The sequence below is a fragment of the Streptomyces sp. AC627_RSS907 genome, from assembly GCF_019049165.1.
The window spans coordinates 107,973-131,949 of sequence record NZ_JAGMUE010000111.1 but is presented as its reverse complement, the minus strand read 5'-3'; the positions used below and the strand labels follow the sequence as shown (position 1 = coordinate 131,949).

24 protein-coding genes are annotated in these 23,977 nt (G+C 71.5%); 15 read left to right on the top strand and 9 right to left on the bottom strand.

The features are described 5' to 3' along the window. The first annotated feature begins 141 nt into the window (after positions 1 to 141). From KUM32_RS24260 to KUM32_RS24250, 3 genes are all read left to right on the top strand, one after another. A complete protein-coding gene (locus KUM32_RS24260) occupies positions 142 to 492 on the top strand; it encodes a hypothetical protein (RefSeq protein WP_217144057.1) in 351 nt (116 codons plus the stop codon). 427 nt (positions 493 to 919) lie between these two features. Beyond that, on the top strand, positions 920 to 1,183 hold the full coding sequence (locus KUM32_RS24255; protein WP_254406034.1) for a gamma-glutamylcyclotransferase family protein: 264 nt from the start codon (positions 920 to 922) through the stop codon (positions 1,181 to 1,183). A 648-nt stretch (positions 1,184 to 1,831) separates the two neighbouring features. Next, positions 1,832 to 2,638, top strand: coding sequence for a DUF6551 family protein (locus KUM32_RS24250; protein ID WP_217144056.1), 807 nt, complete (start codon positions 1,832 to 1,834; stop codon positions 2,636 to 2,638). Between the two features lie 86 nt (positions 2,639 to 2,724). Here KUM32_RS24250 and KUM32_RS24245 read toward each other — a convergent pair whose 3' ends face one another. Both KUM32_RS24245 and KUM32_RS24240 read right to left on the bottom strand, forming a co-directional pair. Further along, on the bottom strand, positions 2,725 to 2,922 hold the full coding sequence (locus KUM32_RS24245) for a DUF397 domain-containing protein (protein ID WP_217144055.1): 198 nt from the start codon (positions 2,920 to 2,922) through the stop codon (positions 2,725 to 2,727). Positions 2,923 to 2,928: 6 nt separating this feature from the next. Next, positions 2,929 to 3,771, bottom strand: a complete 843-nt coding sequence (locus KUM32_RS24240; RefSeq protein WP_217144054.1) for a helix-turn-helix transcriptional regulator — start codon at positions 3,769 to 3,771, stop codon at positions 2,929 to 2,931. A 207-nt stretch (positions 3,772 to 3,978) separates the two neighbouring features. On the opposite strand from KUM32_RS24240, the gene KUM32_RS24235 reads away from it, so the two are divergent. Continuing rightward, on the top strand, positions 3,979 to 4,638 hold the full coding sequence (locus KUM32_RS24235) for an ATP-binding protein (RefSeq protein ID WP_254406033.1): 660 nt from the start codon (positions 3,979 to 3,981) through the stop codon (positions 4,636 to 4,638). Between the two features lie 31 nt (positions 4,639 to 4,669). Here KUM32_RS24235 and KUM32_RS24230 read toward each other — a convergent pair whose 3' ends face one another. Further along, complete coding sequence (locus KUM32_RS24230; RefSeq protein ID WP_374227546.1) at positions 4,670 to 7,819, bottom strand: DUF3427 domain-containing protein; 3,150 nt, start codon at positions 7,817 to 7,819, stop codon at positions 4,670 to 4,672. A 182-nt stretch (positions 7,820 to 8,001) separates the two neighbouring features. Next, on the bottom strand, positions 8,002 to 8,754 hold the full coding sequence (locus KUM32_RS24225) for a TetR/AcrR family transcriptional regulator (RefSeq protein ID WP_217144052.1): 753 nt from the start codon (positions 8,752 to 8,754) through the stop codon (positions 8,002 to 8,004). 100 nt (positions 8,755 to 8,854) lie between these two features. On the opposite strand from KUM32_RS24225, the gene KUM32_RS24220 reads away from it, so the two are divergent. Then, the gene (locus KUM32_RS24220; protein WP_217144051.1) at positions 8,855 to 9,724 is read left to right on the top strand and encodes an SDR family oxidoreductase; all 870 of its coding nucleotides are present in this window, start codon (positions 8,855 to 8,857) and stop codon (positions 9,722 to 9,724) included. Position 9,725: 1 nt separating this feature from the next. Here the strand turns inward: KUM32_RS24220 and KUM32_RS24215 are convergent, their stop codons facing one another. Further along, positions 9,726 to 10,190, bottom strand: a complete 465-nt coding sequence (locus KUM32_RS24215; RefSeq protein WP_217144050.1) for an SRPBCC domain-containing protein — start codon at positions 10,188 to 10,190, stop codon at positions 9,726 to 9,728. Between the two features lie 147 nt (positions 10,191 to 10,337). Beyond that, positions 10,338 to 11,381, bottom strand: coding sequence for an SEC-C domain-containing protein (locus tag KUM32_RS24210; protein WP_217144049.1), 1,044 nt, complete (start codon positions 11,379 to 11,381; stop codon positions 10,338 to 10,340). A gap of 448 nt (positions 11,382 to 11,829) precedes the next feature. Between KUM32_RS24210 and KUM32_RS24205 the strand changes: the two genes are divergently transcribed. From KUM32_RS24205 to KUM32_RS24195, 3 genes are all read left to right on the top strand, one after another. Then, complete coding sequence (locus tag KUM32_RS24205) at positions 11,830 to 12,141, top strand: DUF6412 domain-containing protein (protein WP_217144048.1); 312 nt, start codon at positions 11,830 to 11,832, stop codon at positions 12,139 to 12,141. Positions 12,142 to 12,240: 99 nt separating this feature from the next. Next, complete coding sequence (locus KUM32_RS24200; RefSeq protein ID WP_217144047.1) at positions 12,241 to 12,972, top strand: YidC/Oxa1 family membrane protein insertase; 732 nt, start codon at positions 12,241 to 12,243, stop codon at positions 12,970 to 12,972. Between the two features lie 161 nt (positions 12,973 to 13,133). Then, complete coding sequence (locus tag KUM32_RS24195; RefSeq protein ID WP_217144046.1) at positions 13,134 to 13,991, top strand: fumarylacetoacetate hydrolase family protein; 858 nt, start codon at positions 13,134 to 13,136, stop codon at positions 13,989 to 13,991. Positions 13,992 to 14,135: 144 nt separating this feature from the next. Here the strand turns inward: KUM32_RS24195 and KUM32_RS24190 are convergent, their stop codons facing one another. The 3 genes from KUM32_RS24190 to KUM32_RS24180 form a co-directional block, all read right to left on the bottom strand. Beyond that, entirely contained in the window at positions 14,136 to 15,011 is an 876-nt protein-coding gene (locus KUM32_RS24190) for an LLM class F420-dependent oxidoreductase (RefSeq protein ID WP_217144045.1), read from the bottom strand. 103 nt (positions 15,012 to 15,114) lie between these two features. Continuing rightward, positions 15,115 to 15,609 (bottom strand): heme-degrading domain-containing protein, encoded by a 495-nt coding sequence (locus KUM32_RS24185; protein ID WP_217144044.1) that lies wholly within the window; start codon positions 15,607 to 15,609, stop codon positions 15,115 to 15,117. After that, positions 15,606 to 16,709 (bottom strand): Gfo/Idh/MocA family oxidoreductase, encoded by a 1,104-nt coding sequence (locus KUM32_RS24180; protein ID WP_217144043.1) that lies wholly within the window; start codon positions 16,707 to 16,709, stop codon positions 15,606 to 15,608. The genes KUM32_RS24185 and KUM32_RS24180 overlap by 4 nt, the downstream gene beginning before the upstream one ends. Positions 16,710 to 16,870: 161 nt before the next feature. On the opposite strand from KUM32_RS24180, the gene KUM32_RS24175 reads away from it, so the two are divergent. The 7 genes from KUM32_RS24175 (at position 16,871) to KUM32_RS24145 (ending at position 23,973) form a co-directional block, all read left to right on the top strand. Continuing rightward, complete coding sequence (locus KUM32_RS24175) at positions 16,871 to 18,283, top strand: ROK family transcriptional regulator (RefSeq protein WP_217144092.1); 1,413 nt, start codon at positions 16,871 to 16,873, stop codon at positions 18,281 to 18,283. 147 nt (positions 18,284 to 18,430) lie between these two features. Further along, positions 18,431 to 19,186: a GntR family transcriptional regulator gene (locus KUM32_RS24170; protein ID WP_217144042.1), complete on the top strand. Its 756-nt coding sequence runs from the start codon at positions 18,431 to 18,433 to the stop codon at positions 19,184 to 19,186. Between the two features lie 110 nt (positions 19,187 to 19,296). Beyond that, entirely contained in the window at positions 19,297 to 20,442 is a 1,146-nt protein-coding gene (locus KUM32_RS24165) for a TIGR03364 family FAD-dependent oxidoreductase (protein WP_217144041.1), read from the top strand. 5 nt (positions 20,443 to 20,447) lie between these two features. Continuing rightward, entirely contained in the window at positions 20,448 to 21,158 is a 711-nt protein-coding gene (locus tag KUM32_RS24160; RefSeq protein WP_217144040.1) for a phosphonatase-like hydrolase, read from the top strand. Continuing rightward, positions 21,158 to 22,324, top strand: a complete 1,167-nt coding sequence (locus KUM32_RS24155) for an ABC transporter ATP-binding protein (RefSeq protein WP_217144039.1) — start codon at positions 21,158 to 21,160, stop codon at positions 22,322 to 22,324. The genes KUM32_RS24160 and KUM32_RS24155 overlap by 1 nt, the downstream gene beginning before the upstream one ends. Beyond that, positions 22,317 to 23,189: a 2-aminoethylphosphonate ABC transporter permease subunit gene (locus tag KUM32_RS24150; protein WP_217144038.1), complete on the top strand. Its 873-nt coding sequence runs from the start codon at positions 22,317 to 22,319 to the stop codon at positions 23,187 to 23,189. The genes KUM32_RS24155 and KUM32_RS24150 overlap by 8 nt, the downstream gene beginning before the upstream one ends. Beyond that, positions 23,176 to 23,973, top strand: a complete 798-nt coding sequence (locus KUM32_RS24145) for an ABC transporter permease (RefSeq protein WP_217144037.1) — start codon at positions 23,176 to 23,178, stop codon at positions 23,971 to 23,973. The genes KUM32_RS24150 and KUM32_RS24145 overlap by 14 nt, the downstream gene beginning before the upstream one ends. The last annotated feature ends 4 nt before the right edge of the window (positions 23,974 to 23,977 follow it).

Sequence of the window (23,977 nt, the reverse complement as noted above, 5' to 3'; positions counted from 1 at the left end):
CGCGTTCTCTCACCCGGAGCCCCCGGTGATGCTGGTGCTGCGACCGGTGCTCCCGGACGGTCCGCCCTCGTCGGCGGGCGATGCGTACGGGGCTCGTTCCGGTCCGGTTCCTGTCGGTTCTCCGCCCGAAGGGGTATCTCCATGTCTGCTGTCCGCAAGACCCTCACGTCCGTAGTGACGGCCGTCGTTCTCGCCGGTGGGCTGGCCGTCGGCGCCGCCGGCCCGGCGAGCGCGGCCACGTGCCCGTCGTCCGCCTCCCCGGTGATCGACGGCGCGAGGGCCAGCTGGTCGCTGAGCTGCTCGGGCGGCACGGTGAAGGTGTCCGGCTGGGTCGAAGACACCCGCATGGACGGGAAGTGCGCCGTGGTCCGCATCGTGGGCGGCAACGGCGTGACCAAGAGGGCGGAGGCCTGCAAGTCCGGCGTCCGGAAGCAGTTCTCCCACAGCTTCGCCAAGACGAAGAAGGCGGAGGTGCGCCTGGCGATCGCCTGACTCTCGGGGGCGGGCCGTGGCGCCCGCCCCAACGGCCGTGCGAGGTGAACCCGAGGAGCGGAACATCCACAGGATGCTCCGCTCCTCGACCGCGTCGGCCGGACCACCCGTGCGTGGCGTCCTGAGCCGGCCGCACGCGCCCGCCCTCGCGGGCACCCACGGCCTCCACCGGACGCGGCCCGACCGGCACCCGTGCAGGAGCGACGCGCGGACGCTCCCCTCACCGGTCGGTCCGGCCGATGACGGGAAGGCGGGAAGCCCCTCCTCCCTGAGCTTGCTAGCTTGCCGGCCTCCTCGCCGACAGAAGCTCAGGTTCCGCCGACATGACGCTCTCCGCCCCCCACGCCCTTTTCACCTACGGGACGCTGCAGACGCGCGAGGTCCAGCTCGCACGCTTGGCCGTCTCCTCCAGGGCCGCCGCGACGCCTTGCCCGGGTACCGCACGACGGAGATCAGGATCACGGACCCCGACGTCGTCGCGGTCAGCGGCACCGACCGCCACCTGCTCGTCATACCGTCCGACGACCCTACCGACGCGGTCGAGGGCGCCGTACTGGAGCTGACCGACGAGGATCTGGCCGCGGCGGACGACTACGAGGTCGACGACTACGCCCGCGTCGAGGTGACCCTCGCGTCGGGCACCAAGGCGTGGGCGTACCTGGAGTCCGCCCCGAGCGCTGTTCCCTCCTGACCCGACGGGCGTCATACGCTCCTGGCCACGGGCCCGCGACCACCTACCTGCTGAGCCCACAGGGCTGAACGCGCCGCACGACGGGGGAGCGGAGAACGGGCCCGCACAGGTCCCCAACCAGCCACTACTGAAGCGCCCCGCGCACAGCCTCCACCCGACGTGCCCTGACCGCCTCCGCCGACGCCGCCCGCCAACCGCGGTACGCGCCATGCGCGCCGCCTCGCGCCCCACCGGAACGCCGAACCGGCACCGGCGGCCCGTCACCGCCAGTCACCACGTCCACGCCGATGACGCCTCTCGGGTGCCCCGCTTCCGACGTGAGCAATACCGGGGGAAACGCTCACGGGCCGCTCACCTGAGCGCGCCACCGATATAGGTCGATCACCTCCCACACCATCCAGTGACGTCTGAAACGGACCGTGCCCACCCGATCCTCTGGGGCGGTGCTCCGTTTCGCCTCCCACAAGTACCGGCTACCCGAGCGTCCATCACCAGTCGACCGTTGCTGCGCGTGGCCCGTAGATACGGCTGCGAACGCGAAAATTCGACTGCCTGATGTGCGATCAGATGATTAACTTCCGTCCAGACGCCCATCCCTCAACCCGGCTTCTGCCTACATCCCTTAACGCGGCGTCAGGAGGACCAGTCATGCCCAAATACACCTACGACCTGCCCAAACACGACGTTGATCACGGCGTGGAGGTAAAGGTCGCCGAGCTCCTCATCGACCCCCAGGCGCAGCGCACGTTGAACGAACGGCGTGCCCAGACGATCGCGAGCAACCTTGTCCGTGAGGCGATCGGAACCATCATCGTCTCTGAGCGTGCAGACGGGTCTCGGTACATCGTCGATGGTCAGCACCGGAAGCGTGCCTCTGAGTTGGCAGGGCTGGAGACCATCAGGGCGGACATCCACTACGGGCTCACCCAGGAACAGGAAGCCATTCTCTTCCTGATCAAGAACCGTGAGTCTCACAAACCACGGCCGATCGACGAGTACCACGTTGGTCTTACGGGAGGGGTCCCGCTGTTCGTCGACACCGACCGGGTCCTGAAGGCTCACCAACTCAGCCTGGGGTCCTCCTCGACCAATAGTGTCGGTGCGGTCTCGGGAGTTCTCCAGATCACGGACCGTTACGGGCCGACCGTACTGGACCGTACTCTCACCATTGCGGAAGAAGCATGGGGCCGCTCCGCTGAGTCCTGGGATGGCATGCTCCTGGGCGGCATCGGAATGTTCCTCGGTCGACACGGCGACCTCGTCAACGACTCGGAGCTTGCGAAGAAGCTGGAGCGTGTCGGTACGGCCGCGAAGTGGCGATCTCAGATCCTGAGTGCCTCGTCGAACGGGGGCTTCAACAACAGCGGGACGGGGTCCCGGATAAGCGTCGCCTACCGATTCGTTCTCGATGCGTGGAACAAGGGGCGCCGAGCCGCCAACAAGATCGAGGGCTGAGGTCGCCAAACCCCCAACGCCGGGCACTGGATTGCGGGAGGGGCCTGAGCAACTGTGGCAGGCCCCTTCTCAAGTTGGGTCGATGCTTACCTCAGCCCATTTCGCGCCAACGCTCGTACGAACGTGTGCCACGTCCTTTTCCGAACCCGCATCGTGGGGCCTTCTGCCTGCTTGGAGTCGCGTATGAGGGTGTCGTCATCACCATGTGCGCACTCCACACACTCCGTGCCGCTGCCGCCGCTGTACGAGGACTTGAACCACTGATGCTCTGACGTTGCCGTCATCAAGTCTCACTCCTTGCTTACCCTGTCGATGAGTTCGGTGGAGGACTCGAGGTCGAGTGCCTGGGCGCTGAGGTACTGGAACGCCAACCTATAGCGCTCCAGTTCCTCGGGCTTCTCCATGAACAGTCCACCGCCGAGGAGATCCACGTACACCACGTCCAGTTCAGCAGCCTGGCCGCGAAGGATGGCGAAGCTGCCGACGGCGGCTGCATGGGCGCCCCGGGCGAACGGCAGGACCTGAACCGTGACATGCGGGCGTTCGGCGATGGTGAGCAGGTGTGCGAGTTGTTCCCGCATGACCTCGCAGCCCCCTACCCGCCGCCGGATCGCGGCCTCGTCGATCACGCACCAGATGTGTGGTGGGTCGTCGCGGTCCAGCAGTTCCTGGCGCTTCATGCGGATGTCGACCATGTGTTGCACTTCGCGCTCGTCGCATTGCACTTCCGAAGCCCGGTGGACGGCCTCCGCGTAAGCACGCGTCTGGAGAAGCCCGGGCACGTACATGCAGGCGTAGTGGTCCTCGCGTACGACTTCGTCTTCCAGGGTGAGCATGAGGTTCATGGACTCGGGGATGGGGTCGGCGAGGGAGCGCCACCAGCCCTGGATCTTGGCGCCCTTCGCTAGTTCCACCAGAGCCATGCGCTCCGCGTCCGTCGCGCCGTATTCACGGCAGAGTGCGTCTACGGCCGGCCACTTGACCGTGCCTTCCTTGGTCTCGTAGCGACTCAGCGTTGCCTTCGAGATGCCGACGCGTGCGCCCGCCTCCTCAAGGGTCAGCCCTTTGACTTCCCTGAGTCGTCGCAGGTCGGCGCCGAGTTGGCGCCTGCGGGTGGTGGGTCCAACTGCCATGTCTGCGGCCCTTCGTGTCGGTCCAGTAGATCGTCGTGCTCGGTCCTCGGCGACGGCAAGACGGTGTGCGCCGGGGGCGCGCGACAGAGATGTGCACCTCCGTCCGCCCGTGATGAGAGTTCCATTTTGAGAGTTTCACTGCAACTCTAGGTGGTGTCCAAATCACAGCGCGCTACCAGAGGCGTCAGGGAAGGGAGTAGGTAAGGCATGGAAAGCTCTCTATGGGTGCCGACGCGGCCGTGGAACATGCCGTTTCTGGCGTCCGTCGAACAGGTGTCGCCCTTGCGGCGCGCTTTGCGGAACCATCTGGAGTACTGGGGGCTGCACGAACTGACAGACGCCGCCGAACTCTGCGTCAGCGAGCTGGTCGCCAATGTCATCAAACACGTCGGGGCGGGGACGCCGTCCACGCTCATCGCTTCGCTGAACGGCCCCCAACTGCGCGTCGAGGTCCACGACCCCGACCCTCGCGCGCTGCCTACTCTCGTCTGTACGGGGCTCGACGCAGAGGAGGGGCGAGGGATGGTACTGGTCGACGCCATGAGTGACCGCTGGGGTGTCGAGTTGACCGGCGACCGCAAGGTGACGTGGTGCGAGTTCCAGATGAACGTCGCCGGGGCTGACCGTGACGTACCCAGGCCTCGACTTGCCCGAGCAGCCGATGTGTTGAGTCTGTACAACGGTTCGGACTCGACGCCGTACCCGGTCGGTCGCGGGCGGTTGGATACGGCGGTGGCAGAGGAGGCGGCGATCGACGTCATCACCGACCTCCTCTACTGGTTCCGCGTGCACGGGCGGGACGTTGACGATGTCCTGGACCGAGCCCAAGCCCACTTCGAAGCGGAAAGTGCCGCTCGTCCCCTCTGAAAGCAATCGCGCCGCGGTCGACGTGTCCGGATCAGCTCGCCTGGATAGCCGAGTACGTCCACACGTCGGCCGGGAGGGGGTGCTCTAGGTGCCAGGTGATCGCCATCGGCTTGCTGCCGGTGTGCTTCACGTAGGTCGCCGGGCCGAGGAGCATCCACGGCTGGGATTTGCCTATGTCCGTGTTCTTGTAGCGACGCATGAACAACAGGACATGGCTGCCCCGGCGCGCGTGCTGCTGGTAACGCAAGCCCGTAGGGGAGTCGGCTGCCGTCGAGTTCTGGGACTCCCAGTGGAAGAGGGAGGGACTCAGTGCATAGTCCTTGTAGCGGACGGCGGGGGAGAAATCCTTCTCGTTCTTCTCCAGGGTGATGAGGAGCGCGTCCGTCTGGAACTCCTCGGACCACTCCACGCCCTGGGCGAAGGTTCGGGGCATCCGCCCACCGAAGCGTGCGACGCCGAGCGCCGCCAGGACCTCCGACCGGTTGTACGCGCTGTGGACCTTCAGCGGGATCTGGCCAAGGCGCCCGGAGAGCGCGATGGGGAAGTGGTCGGCCCGCTCGATGACGTACGACAACACCTGCCGGAGTTCGTCCCGCAGCGCTCGCTGCGGGCGCAGGGATGCCAGGCCCTCCTGGAAGCTCGTGAAGCCGCCCGCGTTGTCCCACAAGTTGAAGAACAGCATGCGGGCGTATGCCTGGTCGGTAGGGCTGAGCGCTTCGTACGGTGGAGCATCGTCCTCAAGGATGCGCAGGTAGGCCTGCGCGCGCTCGGGGTCATCCACGTGTAGGAAGGCGTGGACCCGCTTGAGCAGTGCCGCTTCGCCTGAAGGGGCGGTCTCGGTGATTCGGCCGGCTCGGCGCAGGACGGTCGTCCAGGAGTTGTCGCTCTTGTACAGCTCCTTGATCTCTCGGCGGCTCTCCCGGAGGTAGTCGGCGAGACGGAAGGTGTCATACTCCTTGACCTCCTTCACCAGTGTCCGGACTGTAGCGCCCAGTTGGGTTCGGATGTTGTCGAGGACTAGTTCTTTGGCCTTGCCCTCTAGGATGATCTGGCAGCCGGACGGCAATTGCGGGAAGTCACGCTCGATATGTTCGAGCAGCCGGTTCCGCGACAGGTTGGTCACGGCCCGGAACTGTTCCTCGAAGCGGAACTCGGCCCGGTGCTGTCCGATGAAGTCGAGAACCGTGAGCACCGGTTTAGTCTCGGTGCGTCGCAGCCCTCGTCCAAGCTGCTGGAGGAAGACGGTGGCGCTGTTGGTGGGCCGCAGTAGGAGCAGGGTGTCGACGTCCGGGATGTCAAGCCCTTCGTTGAACAGATCCACCGAGAAGATCACCTGAAGGTTGCCCTTCTGCAGGTCGGACAGCGCCTTGGCCCGTACGTCGGCAGGTGAGTCGCTATCGAGTGCCACGGCCCGGAAGTTGGCCTCGCGGAAGTAGGACGCCATGAAGTGGGCGTGGGCCTTGGTGACGCAGAAGCCGAGTGCACGCATGGCGCCGGGATCGGAGACCTTGTCCTGGATCTGCTTGATGACGATGCGGGCCCGCGCGGTGTTCCCCGTGAAGAGATTGCCGAGTTCCTGGTCGGCGTAGGAGCCCTTCTGCCAGGTGAGGTTCGTCAGATCCGTGCCGTCCGGGATGCCGAAGTAGTGGAAGGGGCACAGCAGGTCGTTCTCCAGTGCCTCCCAGAGCCTCATCTCGGCAGCGATGCGGCCGTCGAAGAACTCGTCCTGGACATTGAGCCCGTCCATCCGCTCCGGGGTGGCGGTGAGACCCAGCAGCTCCTTCGGCGCGAAATGGTCGATCACCCGCCGGTAGGTGGAGGCGGTGGCGTGATGGAACTCATCGATGACGATGACGTCGAAGTGGTCCGGAGCCAACTGCTCCAGCCGCTGGACGTTGAGTGACTGCACACTGGCAAAGACGTGGTCCCACGCGTGCGGGTCCGCGCCGCCATACAGCAACTCACCGAACGAGGCGTCGTCCAGCACTTCCCGGTAGGTGCGCAGGGACTGCTTGAGGATCTCCTTGCGATGCGCCACGAACAGCAGCCTCGGCCGACCGTCGGTCGACTCCTTGCACAGGTGGCGGTAGTCGAGGGCGGCCATCACGGTCTTCCCGGTACCCGTGGCCGCGACCAGCAGGTTGCGGTGCCGTCCGCGGATGTCGCGCTCGACGCTGAGCCGCTCCAGCATGTCCCGCTGATGTGGGAAGGGGCGTACCTCAAGGCCGGAGAGGTTGATCTTGAGATCGGTAGTCGATGTGGTCCCACTCGCCTGTGCCAGTGCTTCATCGAGGCGCTCACCGTGGAGATCGGGGTCGTACGTCTCGAAGGCCGTGTCGTTCCAATAGGCGTCGAAGGTCGCCTCGAACTTGTCCAGAACCGCGGGTGTCGCCACCGACGACAGACGCACGTTCCACTCCAGGCCGTCGAGTAGCGCCGCGCGAGACAGGTTCGAACTGCCGACATATGCCGTGTCGAAGCCTGTCCTGCGTCGGAACAGCCAAGCCTTCGCATGCAGTCGTGTCGAGCGGATCTCGTAGTTGACCTTCACGGTGGCACCGAAGTCGCGTACGAGCCGGTCGAGCGCATGGCGGTCCGTGGCGCCCATATACGTGGTGGTGATGACCCGGATCGGAACCCCGCGCTCCTTGGCGGCACGCAGGGAGTCCTCCAGCACGCGGATTCCGTACCACTTCACGAACGCGCAGAGTAGGTCGATGCGGTCCGCGGTCGCCAACTCGGCCCTGAGCTCGGAGCCCAGGCTGAGGTCCTCCGGCGAGTTGGTGAGCAGCGACGTTTCGGAGAGCGGGGTGAGCGGACGGATCGCGTAGGCTCCGGGCGCCTCCTGCTCGGCCAGCGCCAGCAACTGCCGAGGCCCGTCAACGATGGTGCTGACCGGCTCGGTACCGCTCTGATCGGCAGGGTCGGCGGCCAGCGACTCCAGGATCCGGTTGACGTAGGGGACCCGTTGGTCGGCAGGGAGCTGGTTGAGGCGGTGAGCGACCATGTCACCGATGTGCCGAGCCAGCACGTGAGCGGAGGACTCCGCGCTGACCTCTGCGTCGACGGGCTTCCAGCCGATGGCTTCGAGCTGCTCCAACTCGTCGCGCACGCGCTCGGTGACCAGCTTCTCGTAAACCCCGGCAACCGGCTGTGCCGCGACACCCGTCTTCTTCACCACGACCCCCTCGACGCGTCAACGTTGCTTAGTTCTAACAGCAGGCGCTGACATTCAAAGGATGTGGGCGGCCTGGGGAGGTGGAAGGGAAGGTTCCATTTCTCCGCGGGCAAGAGGCCGTGCCGGGCTCAAGGCATGAAACGCTCGGCCTCTCACCGGGAAAAAGAGCGAGCCACTCCGCCCCCTCACCCTTCGTTCGCGAGCCGGTCCAGCCACTCCCGTAGTAGGTGCTGCTCCGCCCCGCTGAGGGGTGTCTGGTCGGACAGGGCCGCGCGCAGGGCGCGGGCGGCGCCCTTGGGGCCGGGGGTCTGGACGGCCGGTCGTTCGTCGGTGATCGCGGTGACCATGGATTCGCGCAGGGTGGTCAGGAGGGCCGGGTCGCGGCGGTCCTCGGGCAGGGACAGCCACGTGAGGACCGCGCCGCGCGCCGTGGCGTGGATGATCTGCGCCGCGAGCTCCTCGTCGACGCGGAGCCAGCCCCCTGCGGCGAGGCGGTGGATGCGGCCCCTCAGGATCTCCATGCCGGCCTTGAAGGCGGCCGACCGGGTTCTGGTGGGGTCGGCGTACATCAGCATGTACAGCGCCGGGTTGGCGAGGCCGAACTCGACCGCGACGTCCCAGCCGGCCCTCAGGTCCGCGATGGGGTCCGGCGGGTCCGGGTCGACGTGCTTGGTGGCGAGGAACGCGGTGAAGCCGTACTCGGCCACCGCGTCGAGGAGTCCCTCCTTGTCGCCGAACAGCCGGTAGATGGCCGGCGGCTGCAGGCCCGCCGCGTCGGCGACCGCGCGGGTGGTGACCGCGTCGCGGCCCCCGCGCGTCAGCAGGCCGATGGCGGCATCGATGACCCGCTGCCGGGGCGGCTGCTCCCGGCCGTCCGGGAGCGCGGAGTCGGGCTTGTCGTCGGGGGCGCCGGTCCGGCGGCGTGGATGCGAAGGCACGTATCGATGATACCGGCGGGGGTGGTGCCGTCGTTAGTATCGGTGTTAGCGTGTACGTGCTTCCACTGGAAGCAGTGGGCTGTGACGTGGGGAGAGAACTGTGATCATCGTGACCGGAGCCACCGGACAGCTCGGCCGTCAGGTCGTCGAGAGGTTGCTCGCGCGCGTGCCGGCGGACCAGGTCGGCGTCAGCGTCCGTGACCCGCGGAAGGCGCAGGCCAAGGCGTTCGCCGAGCAGGGGGTGCGCGTGCGGCAGGGCAGCTTCACCGACGCCGGCAGCCTCGCCCACGCCTTCGAGGGCGCCACGCAGGTGCTCATCGTCTCCGTCGACAAGATGGGCGACGAGTGCGTCAAGCAGCACCGTGCCGCGATCGAGGGAGCCGTCGCGGCGGGCGCCCGCCGGATCCTCTACACCAGCCAGATGGGGGCCGGCGCGGCGTCGCGCTTCCAGGCGTGCCGCGACCACGCCGCCACCGAGGAGGCACTGCGCGACTGCGGCGTGCCGTTCACCTCGCTGCGCAACGGCTTCTACGCCGCCAGCGCGATGCACTTCCTCGACCACGCCGTGGAGTCCGGCCGGATCGAGCTCCCCGCCGACGGGCCGGTCGCCTGGACCGCGCACGCCGACCTCGCCGAGGCGACCGCCGCCATCCTGGCCGACGAGGGCTGCTTCGACGGTCCCACACCACCGCTCACCGGGACGCAGGCGCTCACCTTCGACGACATGGCCGGCCTCGCCACCGAGCTCACCGGCCGCACCTTCACGAGGTCCACCGCACCCGACGGCCGGTTCCGCGATCAGCTGGTGGACCAGGGCGTTCCCGCGGAGACGGCGGACCAGTTGCTGGGCATCTTCGCCGCCAGCCGGGCCGACGAGTTCGCCACCGTCGACCCGACCCTGACCGCCCTGCTCGGCCGCGAACCGGTCACCCTGGGCGCGGTGCTGCGCGAGCGGCTGTGCGGCGGGTGACTCAGTGGCCCGACCCGTCCAGGAACGCCGTCAGGGCGTCGAGGAGCATGGTGCTGCCCTGCTCCGCCATGTCCCGCTCCTGGGCCGTGTCACAGGTCTGGCGGAGGACGATCAGGGTGTTGCGCGGGCCCTGCTCGGTGAGCTCCATGGTCATCGTCGCGGGCTCGGGACGCCCCGGGACGTCCATGGCGGTGACCAGGAGGCGGTTCTCGACGACCTCCGCGTAGGAGCCGGTCAGCGGGAACTCTCCTCCGTCGGGCGTGAGCATCGTGGACTTCCAGGCACCACCGGGACGGACGTCCATCTCGACGGAGCCGGGGGCGGCGTGGGCCCACTGGGCGTACTGGTCGGGGGTGGTCCAGGCCTGCCAGACCCGCGCCGCGGGGGCCTCCAGGGTGCGGGTCAGGGTGTAGGAGAAGCCGCTGGCCGGGGTGGAGGTGGAGGTGGAGGTCTGCTCGGTGCTCATGTCGTCCTGTCTCCTCGGGTCGGTCGACCTGCTCGTGCCCGACGCCTCACGTCAGGCGTCAAGCGTCTCGCGTCGTGCGCTTCGGGTCGTGCGCTTCACTTACTGCGTGGGCTTGTCGCACCTGTAGACGGCCGCCGGTGCGGAAACTCATCGGTCCGCGGTGGCGGTCTCCCCGAGGCCGTGGCACTCCCCGTACGGCCGCTGCGAGCCGCACCAGCACGCCGTCCCCAGCTGCGGCGGCCACGCCACCGCGCGCCCCCGCGCCGCCAGTGTCGTCGCGTACTGCGGCAGCAGCGTCGGGTCGGCCGGTGAGGCGCCCTCCGAGGCCGCGAAGGCCTCGTACGACGGCACCGTGCCCCGTACGACGCCCAGGTTCGGGGTGCCCGAGGACGCCAGCTCGCGCAGTGCCGCCTCTATGGCCGCCAGGTGCTCCTCGTACGAGGGGTACTCGGCGGCCAGCGGCGGGTACGCCCCGACCAGTTCCGTCAGCTCGTCCGCCGGCCAGTGGAGCATCGCCACCGGGAAGGGGCGGGAGAGGGCCTCGCGGTAGGCGCCCAGTTCGGCGCGCAGGCGGGAGATCTCCGCCTCCAGGTCCGCCGGGTTGTCCGAGCCCAGGGACCACACGCGCTTCGGGTCGTGCAGTTCGTCCAGGGAGACGGGCATCGAGTGCAGGGTGTCGGCGAGGGCGTCCCACTCGTCGTGGGCGAGGCCCAACATCCTGCGGACCCGGTGGCGGCCGTAGAGGAGGGGGTGCGTGGCGTACGGCGGTTCCGGCACGTCCGTCAGGAGCAGACGGGCGCCCTCCGTGAAGGTCTCGTGCGCCGCCTCCAGCTCGTCGTGGGCCTCCAGGGACTCGGCCACGATCACCCAGGGGGCCGGGTCGCGCGGCGCCGACGTGCGGACGCCCTCGATGATCGCCCGGGCCTCCGCCTCGTGGCCGTACTCCCAGAGGTTCGACGCCTTGAGGGCGCGGACCAGGGACGGGTTCTCCAGTGCGGAAGGGCCGGCGTCGGAGGCGAGCAGGCGGTCGTAGAGCTTGGTCGCGGCCGTGCGGTCGCCGGACAGTTCCAGGTGGGCCGCGGCGCGCAGGAGCAGGGCCTCGGCGTCCTCGGGGTAGAGGCCGGCGGTCCGCTCCAGGCGTGCCGCTTCGGCGGTGTGGTCGACGTTCTCGGCGGGCGTGTCGGGGCGCATGGATGACACCGTACTGCCGCGAGGTGACGAAGGTGAGGGCCCTGTGGGCCCTCGTGCCCGCAGCTCCGGACGCCCACGGGGGCATCCGCCCGGAGGCGCGCGTGCAACGCGGCGGCCCCCGCCCGCATGCGCACCGGCACCGCGCCGGCACCGCACACCGGCAACGGGCCGGCACCACACACCGGCACGGCGCCGGCACCGGCAACGGACCGGCACCGGCACCGCACTCCGACAACGGACCGGCGCCGCACACCGGCACGGCACGGCGCCGCACAGCGGCAACGCGGTGGCGCTTGCCCGCGGTGGCACGCGTGCACAGGGGCGCACGCCCGCCGTGCCCGCACGCTCCCCTGGGCCGTCGGCGGAGGACGGCCCAGGGGCGGCCCCCTCTCGTCCTGTATAACTGGGGCTACAACTGGGGCAAACGCGTGTACGGGAGGAGTCGCCGATGACCCGAGGCCGGGCCGTCCTGCGTCCCCTTCTCGTCCTGCTGCTCGTCCTCGTCCCCGTCGCGCTCGTCGACGTGGGCAGCCTCTCCGCCACCGTCGCGCTCGCCGCGACCACCGCGGTCGGCTCCGCGCTCGCCCTCTGCGCCGTCGTCGCCGCCCGCTGCGCGCCCGCCGTGCCGCGCACCCGGGTGCGTACGGCCATCAGGGACCGGGACCTTCGTACGGCATTCCTGCCCCAACGTGATCCCGACGCCCCCGGCCGCCGCCGGCCCCGAGCGCCCGGACACGCCCTCCCGGCGACCGCCGCGTAGGGCACCCCTCCACCGAGGCCACCCCCTGCGCGGGTCGTGTCGTCATGCCGCCGTTCCCCTTGCCCGGCACGACGAGACCCCCGGAGGGCTCACCCACCCATGTCCGTTTTCGCCAGCCTGGTCGAGCGCCTCGCCGACCTGCTCCAGCCGCTGTTCGGAGCCTCGGCCACGGCCGCCGCCATCGTCCTGTTCACCGCCCTCGTACGGCTCCTCGTCCACCCGCTGTCCCGGGCCGCGGCGCGCGGGCAGAAGGCGCGCACCGAGCTCCAGCCGAGGATCGCCGAACTGCGCCGCAAGCACGCGAAGAACCCCGAGAAGCTCCAGCGGGCCGTGCTCGAACTGCACGCCGAGGAGAAGGTGTCGCCGCTGTCCGGCTGCCTGCCCAGCCTGTGCCAGGTGCCCGCCTTCTTCCTCCTCTACCACCTCTTCTCCAGCACCTCGATCGGCGGCGAGGCCAACGCGCTGCTCTCGCACCAGCTCCTCGCCGCCCCGCTCGGCGGACGGTGGGCCGACGCGCTCGGCGACGGCGGGGTGGCCGGGGACGCCGGGCTCGTCTACGCCGTGCTGTTCGCGTGCGTCGCCGGGGTCGCCGTCTTCAGCTACCGGCTCACCCGGCGGACGATGGCCGACCGTCCGGTGCTGCCGCCCGGCCGCGCCGGTGACGGGGAGCAGGTGCCGGGGCAGCAAGCGGTCACGGCGGTCACCAAGGTCATGCCGTTCATGTCCTTCTTCACCCTCGTCACCGTGGCCGTGGTGCCGCTGGCCGCCGCGCTGTACGTCGTCACCAGCACGACGTGGAGCGCCGTCGAACGGGCCGTTCTGTACCGCTGAAGTCAGGCGCGAGCGGCGGGGCTACGGTCCAGTACGTGAACGGGGTATTGCGGAGTGGACCCCGACCTTGGACGATCGACCAGTCCTCCGATGGCTGCGCACTGCCGCATCCAGGTCGCACCTCATCGGGCGGGCCGCCCGCGATCGAGGAGTTGGGGATCATGAAGCTGTTGCGAGTCGGTACGGCGGGGTCGGAGCGACCCGCGCTGCTCGACGCCGACGGGATTCTGCGAGACCTGTCGGGCATGGTGACGGACATCGACGGGGCCCTTCTCGCCGACGAGGCCGCGCTCGGCCGGGTACGGGCCGCCGCCGACGCCGGTGAGCTGCCCGCCCTGGACGCCACGGGGCTGCGGGTGGGGCCGCCCGTGGCGCGCATCGGCAAGATCGTGTGCATCGGGCTCAACTACCACGACCACGCCCGGGAGACGGGGGCCGAGCCGCCCGCCGAGCCCGTCGTCTTCTTCAAGGCGCCGGACACGGTGGTCGGGCCCGACGACACCGTCCTCGTGCCGCGCGGCTCGACCAGGACCGACTGGGAGGTGGAGCTGGCGGTCGTGATCGGGCGCACGGCCCGCTACCTGGGGTCGGCGGAGGAAGGGCTCGCGTGTGTCGCCGGGTACGCCGTCGCGCACGACGTGTCCGAGCGGGAGTTCCAGCTCGAGCGCGGCGGGACCTGGGACAAGGGCAAGAACTGCGAGACCTTCAACCCGCTGGGGCCGTGGCTGGTGACCGCCGACGAGGTCCCCGACCCGCAGCGGCTGTCGCTGCGGCTGTGGGTGAACGGGGAGTTGAAGCAGGACGGGACCACGGCGGAGCAGATCTTCCCCGTGGGAGAGGTCGTGCGGTACGTCAGTCGCTTCATGGTGCTGCGTCCCGGTGACGTCATCAACACCGGGACGCCGGCGGGGGTGGCGATGGGGCGGCCCGAGCCGAAGCCGTACCTGCGGGCCGGGGACGTCGTCGAGCTGGAGATCGACGGGCTCGGCCGGCAGCGGCAGGAACTCAAGGACGCGTAGGCGCCAGGAACTCGAGGACGCGTAGGCGCCCCGCCGGGGCGCGGGGGACCGCGGTGTGCCGTCGGCCGCGGGCCGTGTGCGGCTGGTCGCGCCCACGCGGCGCAGCCGCACACGCCACGGCCCCGCGCCCAGAGGGGCTTTCCGCTACGCCAGGAGGGAGGCGAGCCTGCGCCAGCCCTCTCTCGGGAGGGGGTCCGCGTCGGCGTCCTCCACCACCTGGAGGGCCACGTGGTCGGCGCCCGCGTCGTGGAAGGCGTCGATGCGGGAGCGGATCGTGTCGTCGTCGCCCCAGGCGAAGACGGCGTCGATCAGGCGGTCGCTGCCGCCGTCCGCGACGTCGGCGTCGGTGAAGCCGAGGCGGAGGAAGTTCCTGGTGTAGTTCGGGAACTCCAGGTACCGGGCGAGGTAGGCGCGGGCCGTCGCGCGGGCACGGGCGGGGTCGGCGTCGAGGACGACCTTGAACTCCGGGGCGAGCAGCGGACCCTCGCCGAGCGTCTCGCGGGCCTGCGCGGTGTGCTCGGGCGTGACGAGGTACGGGATCGCGCCGGCCGCCCGGTCCCGGGACAGCTCCAGCATCTTCGGGCCGAGCGCGGCCAGGACGCGGTGACCGGCCCGCATCCCCGCCTTGTCCAGGTCGTCGAGGTAGCCGACCATCGTCGAGTAGGGGCGGCTGTACCCCTCCACCCGCGGGCCGTGGCTCACGCCGAGGCCGAGCAGGAAGCGGCCGGGGTGGGCCACCTCCAGCTCGGCGAAGCCCGCCGCCGCCTCGGAGGCCGTGTGGTCCCAGATGCTCTGGATGCTGGTGGCGACGACGATGCGCGAGGTCGCCTCGATCAGCGGAGCGGCGTTCCGGGCGGCGCTGTTGCCGCCGAGCCACACGGCACCGAACCCGAGCCGCTCCACCTCGGCGGCGGCCTCGGCCCGTTCGCCGGCACGCTCCGGGTCCTCGGCGCGCAGGCCCGCGCTCCAGATGCCGTACCGCCCGATCGATTCCTTCACGGAAGCCGTCTCGTCGTTCATGGGCTGCGATCCCTCCGGTGGGGTGTCGTGATCGTTCCTCGTGCCTGCACCGCGTGCCAACCGGAGGGACCGGGGAGTGCATTCCCGGGGGCCGCCGTACGGGCTACTCGCCCAGGAAACGCTCCAGCGCCTCCACCACGAGCCGGTGGTCCTCCACCTGCGGCAGCCCGGAGACCGTCACCGCGCCGACCACACCGACGTCGGCCACCGTGATCGGGAAGGAGCCGCCGTGCGCCGCGTAGGTGTCGGCGTCGAGCCGCGAGGACTCCTCGAAGGTCGTGCCCTTGGCCCGGAAACGGGAGCCGACCAGGTACGACGCGGAGCCGTACCGCTCCACCACCCGGCGCTTGCGGGCGATCCAGGCGTCGTTGTCGGGGGTCGAACCGGGCACGGCGGCGTGGAAGAGCTGCTGCCCCGCGCGGTGGATGTCGATGGCGACCGGGGCCTGCCGCTCCCGGGCCAGCTCGACCAGGAGGGAGCCGAGCGCCCACGCGTCGTCGTTCGTGAACCGGCGGAAGACCAGGCGGCGTTCCTGCGCCTCCAGCTCCTCGACGGTCGGGGCGGGGGAGGACGGGGACCTGTCGCGGCCGGGGCTCACAGGGCCACCACCGCTGAGTCGCGGGCCGACCGGCGGGCCGCCTCCAGCACGTCCAGCGCGGCGGCCGCCTCCTGGGCGCCGACCGGGTTCGGGCCGCCGGCCAGCAGGGCCCGCGCCACCGCCGCGTAGTAGGCGGGGTAGTCGCCCGGGACGGTCTCCACCACGCTTCCGCCGCCGGTCACCGGGGACTCCCCGGCGCCCACGCGGCCCCACAGCGACTCGTCCTCCTCGCCCCAGCCAGGGCCGGGCCGCTTGCCCTCGCGCAGCGCCGCCTCCTGCGGGTCCAGGCCGTGCTTGACGTAGCCGGCCTTCGAGCCCAGCACGCGGAAGCGGGGGCCGAGCTGGGCGGCGGTGGAGGAGACGTAGAGGTGGGAGCGGACGCCGTTCGCGTGCGTGATCGCGATGAACGTGTCGTCGTCCGCCTCCGCGCCCGCGCGCCGCACGACCGACTCGGCGTACACCTGCGTGGCCGGGCCGAACAGGACGAGCGCCTGGTCGACGACGTGGCTGCCGAGGTCGTACAGGAGACCTCCGATCTCTGCCGGGTCGCCGGACTCGCGCCAGCCGCCCTTCGGCTTCGGCCGCCAGCGCTCGAAGCGGGACTCGAAGCGCCACACGTCACCGAGCGCGTCCTCGGCGAGCAGCTTGCGCAGGGTGAGGAAGTCGTTGTCCCAGCGGCGGTTCTGGAAGACGGACAGGAGCAGGCCGCGCTCCTCGGCCAGCGCCGCCAGCTCGCGGGCCTCGGCCGCCGTGCCCGCGACCGGCTTGTCCACCACGACCGGCAGACCGGCCTCCAGGGCGCGCCTCGCGAGCGGCACGTGCGTCTTGTTCGGGGACGCGATGACGATCAGGTCCAGCTCGGCGGCCCGGTCGAACAGCTCGTCGGGGGTGGCGGCGGTCCGCACCTCCGGGAACTCGGCGCGGGCCTGCTGCTGCCGCTCGGGGTTCGAGGTGACCACCGTGTCCAGGGCCAGGCCCTCGGTGGCGGCGATCAGCGGGGCGTGGAAGACGGAACCCGCGAGTCCGTAGCCGACGAGGCCGACGCGCAGCGGGCCGCCCGGGGCGGTGCCGGTGGGATTGCCGGGAGGAGTACCAGTCATGCCCCCTACTTTCGCAACGGTGTTGCCAAAGTGCAAGCGCCGGAGACAATGGGGGCGTGAACAGGACGAACGGCGGAGGTACGGGTGCGGTCCCCGCGCGGGGCGCGGGCGTGCGGCGCGCGGCGGCGCGCGGTGTGAGGGGGACGGCGTCGGGCAGCGGCATGCGGGGCGCGGCGGGCGGCGCCAACCTGCTCGCCCTGCGCAGCCACAACACCGCCCTGGTGCTCGACCTGCTGCGCACCGCCGGCGCCGAGGGCATCAGCCGGCTGGAACTCGCCGAGCGGACCGGGCTCACCCCGCAGGCGGTCAGCAAGATCACCGCCCGGCTCCGGGAGGAGGGCCTCGCCGCAGAGGCCGGGCGCCGCGCGTCCACGGGCGGCAAGCCGCGCACGGTACTGCGGCTGGTGCCGGAGGCGGGCCACGCGCTCGGCGTGCACCTGGACCGGGACGAGCTGCGGGCGGTGCTGGTCGATCTCGACGGCGCCGTGGTGGGGGAGCGGCGCTCCCCGCTGGACCTGGGCGCGGGCGCGACGGCCGTGGTGGAGGCGGTGGCGCGGGTCGCCGGGGAGCTGGCGGCGGACACCCTGCGTCCACCGGGCGGTGCCCTCGCCGCGGCCCCCACCCTCCTCGGCCTCGGCGTCGCCCTGCCCGGCCCGCTCGACCACGTCCGGGGCGTGCTGCACCGGGTCACGGGCTTTCCGGAGTGGGACGGCTTCCCGCTGCGGGACGCCCTGGCGCGGCGGCTCGGGGTGCCGGTCGTCGTCGACAAGGACACCAACGCGGCGGCGCTCGGTCTCGCGGTCGGCGGGGTGGGGCGTGGTGGCGGCTGGGGGGGTGGTGCCGGTGGTGCCGGTGGTGCAGGCGGTGCCGGTGGTGCTGGCAGTTCAGGTGGTGCCGGTGGTGCAGGCGGTGCAGGCAGTTCCGGTGGTGCCGGTGGTGTCGGTGGGGCAGACGGCGGCTCCGGTGGTGCCGGTGGTGATGAAGTCGGCGGGACAGGCGGTGGTACGCGGAACGCCGCGGGTGCCGGCGCGGGCGGCGCGGGCGGTGCGGTGGGCACCCCGGGTGGTGGCGCGGGCGCGAGAGGCGCTGCGGAGGGTGGCGCGGGGGGCTCCTTCGCCTACCTGCACCTCGGTACGGGGCTCGGCGCCGGCCTGGTGATCGGCGGCTCCGTGCACCGGGGCGCACGGACCGGCGCGGGGGAGTTCGGGCACCAGGTCATCCAGCTGGACGGGCCGCCCTGCACCTGCGGCGCCCGCGGTTGCGTAGAGGCCCTGTGTCTCGGTGCCGTCGCCCGCGGCGACCTCGCGGAGGCGGCCAGGGTGCTGGGCGCGGGGGCCGCGAACCTCGCCGGGCTGCTGGACATCGACCTGGTCCTGCTGGGTGGCCGGACGGTCGCCGCCGCGCCCGAGGCGTTCGTCCACGGCGTCGGCGCCGTCCTCGACGCCCGCGCCCGGCGCGAGGGCGGCCACGGCGCCGTACCGGTGCGGATCGCGCCCGGAGGGACCCGCGCGGTCGCGGAGGGCGCGGCCCAGCTCCTGTTGGCGCCGCTGTTCGGACGGGGGAACGGAGGCTGAGCAGACCGGAGGGCACGGAAGCCCACTCGGCCCCTGGCCGGCAACCACTCGCCCCTGGCCGGTCCCACCCGCCCTCGGCGGAGGGACGGGGCCGAGCCGGGTGGAGGCGGCGGCTCCCCCGTCACCCCCGTCTGCGACCATCCCTGCGTGGACTACCCGAACGACCAGGCCCCGGGCGCCCCCGTCCGCTCCGGGATCCCGGAGCACGGCCGCGTGCCGAAGTACTACGCCGTCAAGGCGCGGATCGACCGTCTCGTCGGCGAACTGGGGGAGGGCGGCGCCATCCCCACCGAGCGGGACCTCTCCGAGCGGTACGGCGTCGCCCGCGAGACCGTGCGCCAGGCCCTGCGCGAACTCGTACTGGAGGGCAAGCTGCGCAGGCAGGGGCGCGGCACCGTGGTCGCGGGCCCCAAGCTGGAGCAGCCGCTCTCCCTGGCCAGCTACACCGAGGGCGTCCGGCGCCAGGGCCGTACCCCCGGCCGCGCGCTCGTCACCCTCGACCGCTTCCCCTGCCCCGACGCGCTCGCCGCCGAGACCGGCCTCACCCGCGGGGAGCCCGTCTGGCACCTGGAGCGCGTGCTGCTCGCCGACGACGAGCGGGTCGGCCTGGAGAGCACCTACGTCGCCGTCGCCCGGGTCCCCGGCCTGGACACCGCCTTCGACCCGGACTCGTCCTTCTACGCCCACCTCGCCGCGCAGGGCATCGCCTTCGGTGACGCCGACGAACGCATCGAGACCGTGCTCGCCACCCCGCGCGAGGCCCTGCTCATCGGCACCCCGCCGGCCCTTCCGATGCTGCTCATCCACCGCGTCTCGCGGGACACGGAGGGCCGCCCGCTGGAACGCGTCCGGACGCTGTACCGGGGCGACCGCTTCTCCTTCACGACCCACCTGGGTGGCTGAAAACCACCCCTGTCGCATACCCGTTTTCATAACGAAAAGATAACGGGTCTAGCCCAAACGTGATGACCAGTTCACGCTCCCGTTGTCGGCCGGATTCCTCCGGTTCCCCGATGTCAAGGAGCGTGGCGGTCGTGAGAGTGATAGTCGTCGGAGCCGGCGTGGTGGGCACCATGCACGCCTGGCACGCAGTGAACCGCGGCCACGAGGTCGTACAGATCGAGCGCGAGACCGAGGCGCGCGGCGCCTCGCTGCGCAATTTCGGCCAGATCTGGGTCAGTGGCCGCGCGGGTGGCGAGGAGCTGGAGACCGCGTTGCGGGCCCGGGAGCTGTGGGAGGAGATCGGCGGCCGGGTCCCGGCGCTGGGCTTCCGCCCGAACGGCTCCCTGACCCCCCTGCGCGGCGACCTGGAACGCGCCGTCGCCGAGGCGGCCGTCGCCCGCCCGGACGCCGCCGCCCGCGGCCACAAGCTCCTCACCCCCGGTGAGGCCCGCGCCCTCAACCCCGCCCTGCGCGGCGAGTTCGACGCCGCGCTGTACTGCGAGCGTGACGCCGCCGTCGAACCGCGCACCGCCCAGCTCGCCCTGCGCGCCGAGCTGCTGAAGTCCCCGCGCTACACCTTCCTGCCCGGCCGCGAGGTCCGCGACGTCGTCGGCGAGCGGGCCGTCCGCGACGACCACGGCGACACCCACACCGGCGACGTCGTCGTCCTGTGCACCGGCGCCTGGCTCGGCGGCCTCGTGCGCGAGCTGGCCGGGCCCGACCTGCCCGTGCGCCGGGTCCGCCTCCAGATGATGCAGACCGACCCCCTCGGCGAACCGCTGACCACCTCGGTCGCCGACGCCGACAGCTTCCGCTACTACCCCGCGTACGGCTCGCCCGCCCTGGACGAGCTGAACGCGCGGCAGCCGCAGCCCGCGACGGCCGCGGAGCACAAGATGCAGCTGCTGATGGTCCAGCGCGCCGACGGCGGCCTGACCATCGGCGACACCCACGAGTACGAGCACCCCTTCGCCTTCGACACCGTCGAGGACCCCTACGAGCACCTCACCGGTGTCGTCGAGTCCCTCCTCGGCCGCCCGCTGCCCAGGATCCGCCGCCGCTGGGCCGGGGTGTACGCGCAGTGCACCGACAAGAGCCGCGTCGTGCACCGCCAGCGGGTGCGCGACGGGGTGTGGCTGGTCACCGGGCCCGGCGGGCGCGGCATGACCTGCTCCCCCGCGATAGCCGAGACCACCGCGAACGAACTGGGCTGGTGAACACCATGACGACCCCCGACGCCACCCCCGCCCCCGACATCCGCCTCGTCGTCCTCGACATGGCCGGCACCACCGTCGCCGACGGCGGCCTTGTCGAGCGCGCCTTCGACGCCGCCGCCCGCGAGCTCGGCGTCGAGCCCGGCACCCCGGACCACACCCACAAGCTCGACTACGTCCGCGCCACCATGGGCGAGTCCAAGATCTCCGTCTTCCGGCACCTGTTCGGCGACGAGGACCGCGCCCAGCACGCCAACACCGCCTTCGAGAAGGCGTACGGCGCCCTCGTCGACGAGGGCCTGGTCGCCCCCGTCCCCGGCGCCCGCGAGACGATCGGGGAACTCCTGGACGGCGGCCGTACCGTCGTCCTGACCACCGGCTTCGCCCGCGTCACCCAGGACGCCATCCTCGACGCGCTCGGCTGGCGCGACCTGGTGCCGCTCACCCTGTGCCCCGCCGACGCCGGGGGACGCGGACGGCCCTACCCGGACATGGTGCTGGAGGCCTTCCTGCGCACCGGGGCCGCCGACGACGTACGCCAGGTCGCCGTCGTCGGCGACACCTCGTACGACGTGCTCAGCGGCGTACGGGCCGGCGCGGGACTGGTCGCCGGAGTACGCACCGGCGCGCACGGCGACGACGCCTTCCGCGCGGCGGGCGCGACCCACGTCCTCGACTCCGTCACCGGCCTGCCCGCCCTCCTGCGGGGAGCCGGCTGATGGCCACCAGCGGAACCAGCGGAACCAGCGGAACCAGCGGGACCACCGGGCCCACCGGGACCGGCAAGACCACCGGGCCCACCAGGACCACCGGGACCGGCAAGCCCACCGGCACCAGCGGCATCCGCTTCGACCACGTCACCGTCGCCTACGACGGCAACGTCGTGCTCGACGACCTGGACCTCACCGTCGAACCCGGCGAGGTCATGGCGCTCCTCGGGCCGTCCGGATCCGGCAAGACCACCGCGCTGCGGGCGGTCGCCGGGTTCGTGCGGCCCGCCTCGGGGCGGGTGTTCCTCGGCGACCGCGACGTCACCGACGTGCCCCCGCACCGGCGCGGCATCGGCATGGTCGTCCAGCAGTACGCCCTGTTCCCGCACATGCGGGTGGCGGACAACGTCGCCTTCGGGCTGCGCGCCCGCAAGGTCCCCCGGGCCGGCATCCGGGAGCGGGTCGCCGAGGCGCTGGACATGACCGGCATGGGCGCCTACGCCCGCCGCTACCCCCGCGAGCTGTCCGGCGGCCAGCAGCAGCGCGTCGCCATCGCCCGCGCGCTCGCCATCCGGCCGGACGTCCTCCTCCTCGACGAACCGCTGTCCGCGCTCGACGCCCAGCTGCGCTCCGGCATGCTCGCCGAACTGGCCCGCCTGCACCGCGAACTGCCCGACGTGTCCCTCCTGTACGTCACCCACGACCAGGTGGAGGCACTGACCCTCGCCGACCGGATCGCCGTGATGGACAAGGCCCGCCTCCAGGCCTGCGGCACCCCGCGGGAGCTGTACCGGGCGCCGGCCAACGAGTTCACGGCGTCCTTCGTGGGCAACGCGAACCTGCTGCCGGTGACGGTGGGCGGCGGGGGAGTGGTCCTCGGGGACACCGAGATCAAGGTCGACACGGGAGGCGCCGCGCGGGGCGCGTCGGCCACCCTGTGCGTACGGCCGCACCTGGTCGGGCTCGGTGACGGGCCCAACCGGCTCACCGGGACGCTCAGGGAGATCCAGTGGCGGGGCTCCACACACCGGCTGTACGTCGAGGTGGCCGGCCACCGCGTGATGGCCGACCTGCGCGAGCTGCGGGACCCGCCCGCCCACGGGGACAAGGTCACCCTGCACTTCGCCCCGGACGACGCCGTACTGCTCGCGGCCGAGGTGGGCGGGCATGGCTAGGACGACGCCGCTCGGCACCCCGGCCACCGGGGAACGGACCCGTGCCACGGTCCCGGCCTGGGTCTGGGCCCTGCCTCCCGTGGCCCTCCTCGCCCTCTTCTTCCTCTACCCCCTCGCCCTCGTCGTCCAGCAGTCCTTCCAGCCCGACACCGGCGGCACCTCCCTCCAGCCCTACGCCGACGTCTTCGCCTCGGAAGCCTTCCGGGAGGCGCTGTGGACCACGGTGTGGCTGGCGGTCGCCGCCACCGCCGGCTGCCTGGTCCTCGGCTTCGTCCTCGCCCTGGTCATCGCCTTCGTGCCGTTCCCGGGCGCCCGCGCCGTCTCCCGGTTCATCGACGTCTTCCTCTCCTTCCCGTCCTTCCTGATCACGCTCGCCCTGCTCTTCGTCTACGGCTCGGTCGGCATGGCCAACGGGGCGTGGACCGACGTCACGGGCGCCGCCGAGGGGCCGTTCCAGTTCCTCACCACGCCCTGGGGCGTGCTGCTCGCGGAGATCACGTACTTCACGCCGTTCGTGATGCGCCCGCTGCTCGCCGCCTTCTCCCAGCTGGACACCGCTCAGCTGGAGGCCGCCAGTTCGCTGGGCGCCCGTGCGCCCCGCATCGTCCGGCAGGTGATCCTGCCGGAGGCGCTGCCCGCCCTCGCGGCCGGCGGGAGCCTGGTCCTCGTCCTGTGCCTGAACGAGTTCGGCATCGTGCTGTTCACCGGCGCCAAGGGCGTCACGACCCTGCCGACGCTCGTCTACGGCAAGGCGATCCTGGAGTCCGACTACCCGGGCGCCTGCGTGGTCGCCGTCGTCAACGTCCTGATCTCCGTGGGCCTGTACGGCCTCTACCGGGTGGTGAGCCGTCGTGCTGGTGCATAGCCGCAGGGCGAGGTGGGCCGTGTGGACGGTCTTCCTCCTCCTCTTCCTGCCCCTGTTCGCCCTCCCGCTCCTCGTCGTCCTCGGCGCCTCCCTCGCCACCAACTGGTCCAGCGTCCTGCCCTCCGGCCTCACCACGGCCCACTACCAGGCGGCCACCCGCGGCGAGGCCCTCCAGGCGCTCACCACCAGCCTGGTCACCGCCGTCACCGCCAGCCTCCTCGCCCTCGCCACCGGGACCTGGGCCGCGCTCGCGGCGGCGGCGATGAGGAAGCGGCACCGCAAGGCGCTCGACGCCCTGTTCGTGCTGCCCCTCGCCGTGCCCTCCGTCGTCGTCGGCCTCGCGACCCTGGTCGCCTTCTCCCAGCCGCCGATGCTGCTCAACGGCACCCGCTGGATCGTGATCATCGCCCACACCGTCCTGGTCACCGCCTTCGCCCACCAGTCCGTCTCCGCCGCGCTCACCCGCCTCGACCCGGCGTACGAGCAGGCCGCCGCCTCCCTCGGCGCCTCCCCGGCCCACGTCCTGTGGCGGGTCAGGCTGCCGCTGCTGCTGCCGTCCCTGAGCGCCGCCGCCGGCCTGTGCTTCGCCCTGTCCATGGGCGAGCTGAGCGCCACGATGATGCTCTACCCGCCCGACTGGACCCCGCTGCCGGTGCTGATCTACGCGGCCACCGACCGCGGCGCCCTGTTCGCCGGCTCCGCCGTCGCCGTGGTCCTCATGGCGGCGACCCTCCTGGTGCTGCTCGCGGTCTCCCGGATCCGCACCAGAGCCTCGTACCGCTGACCGA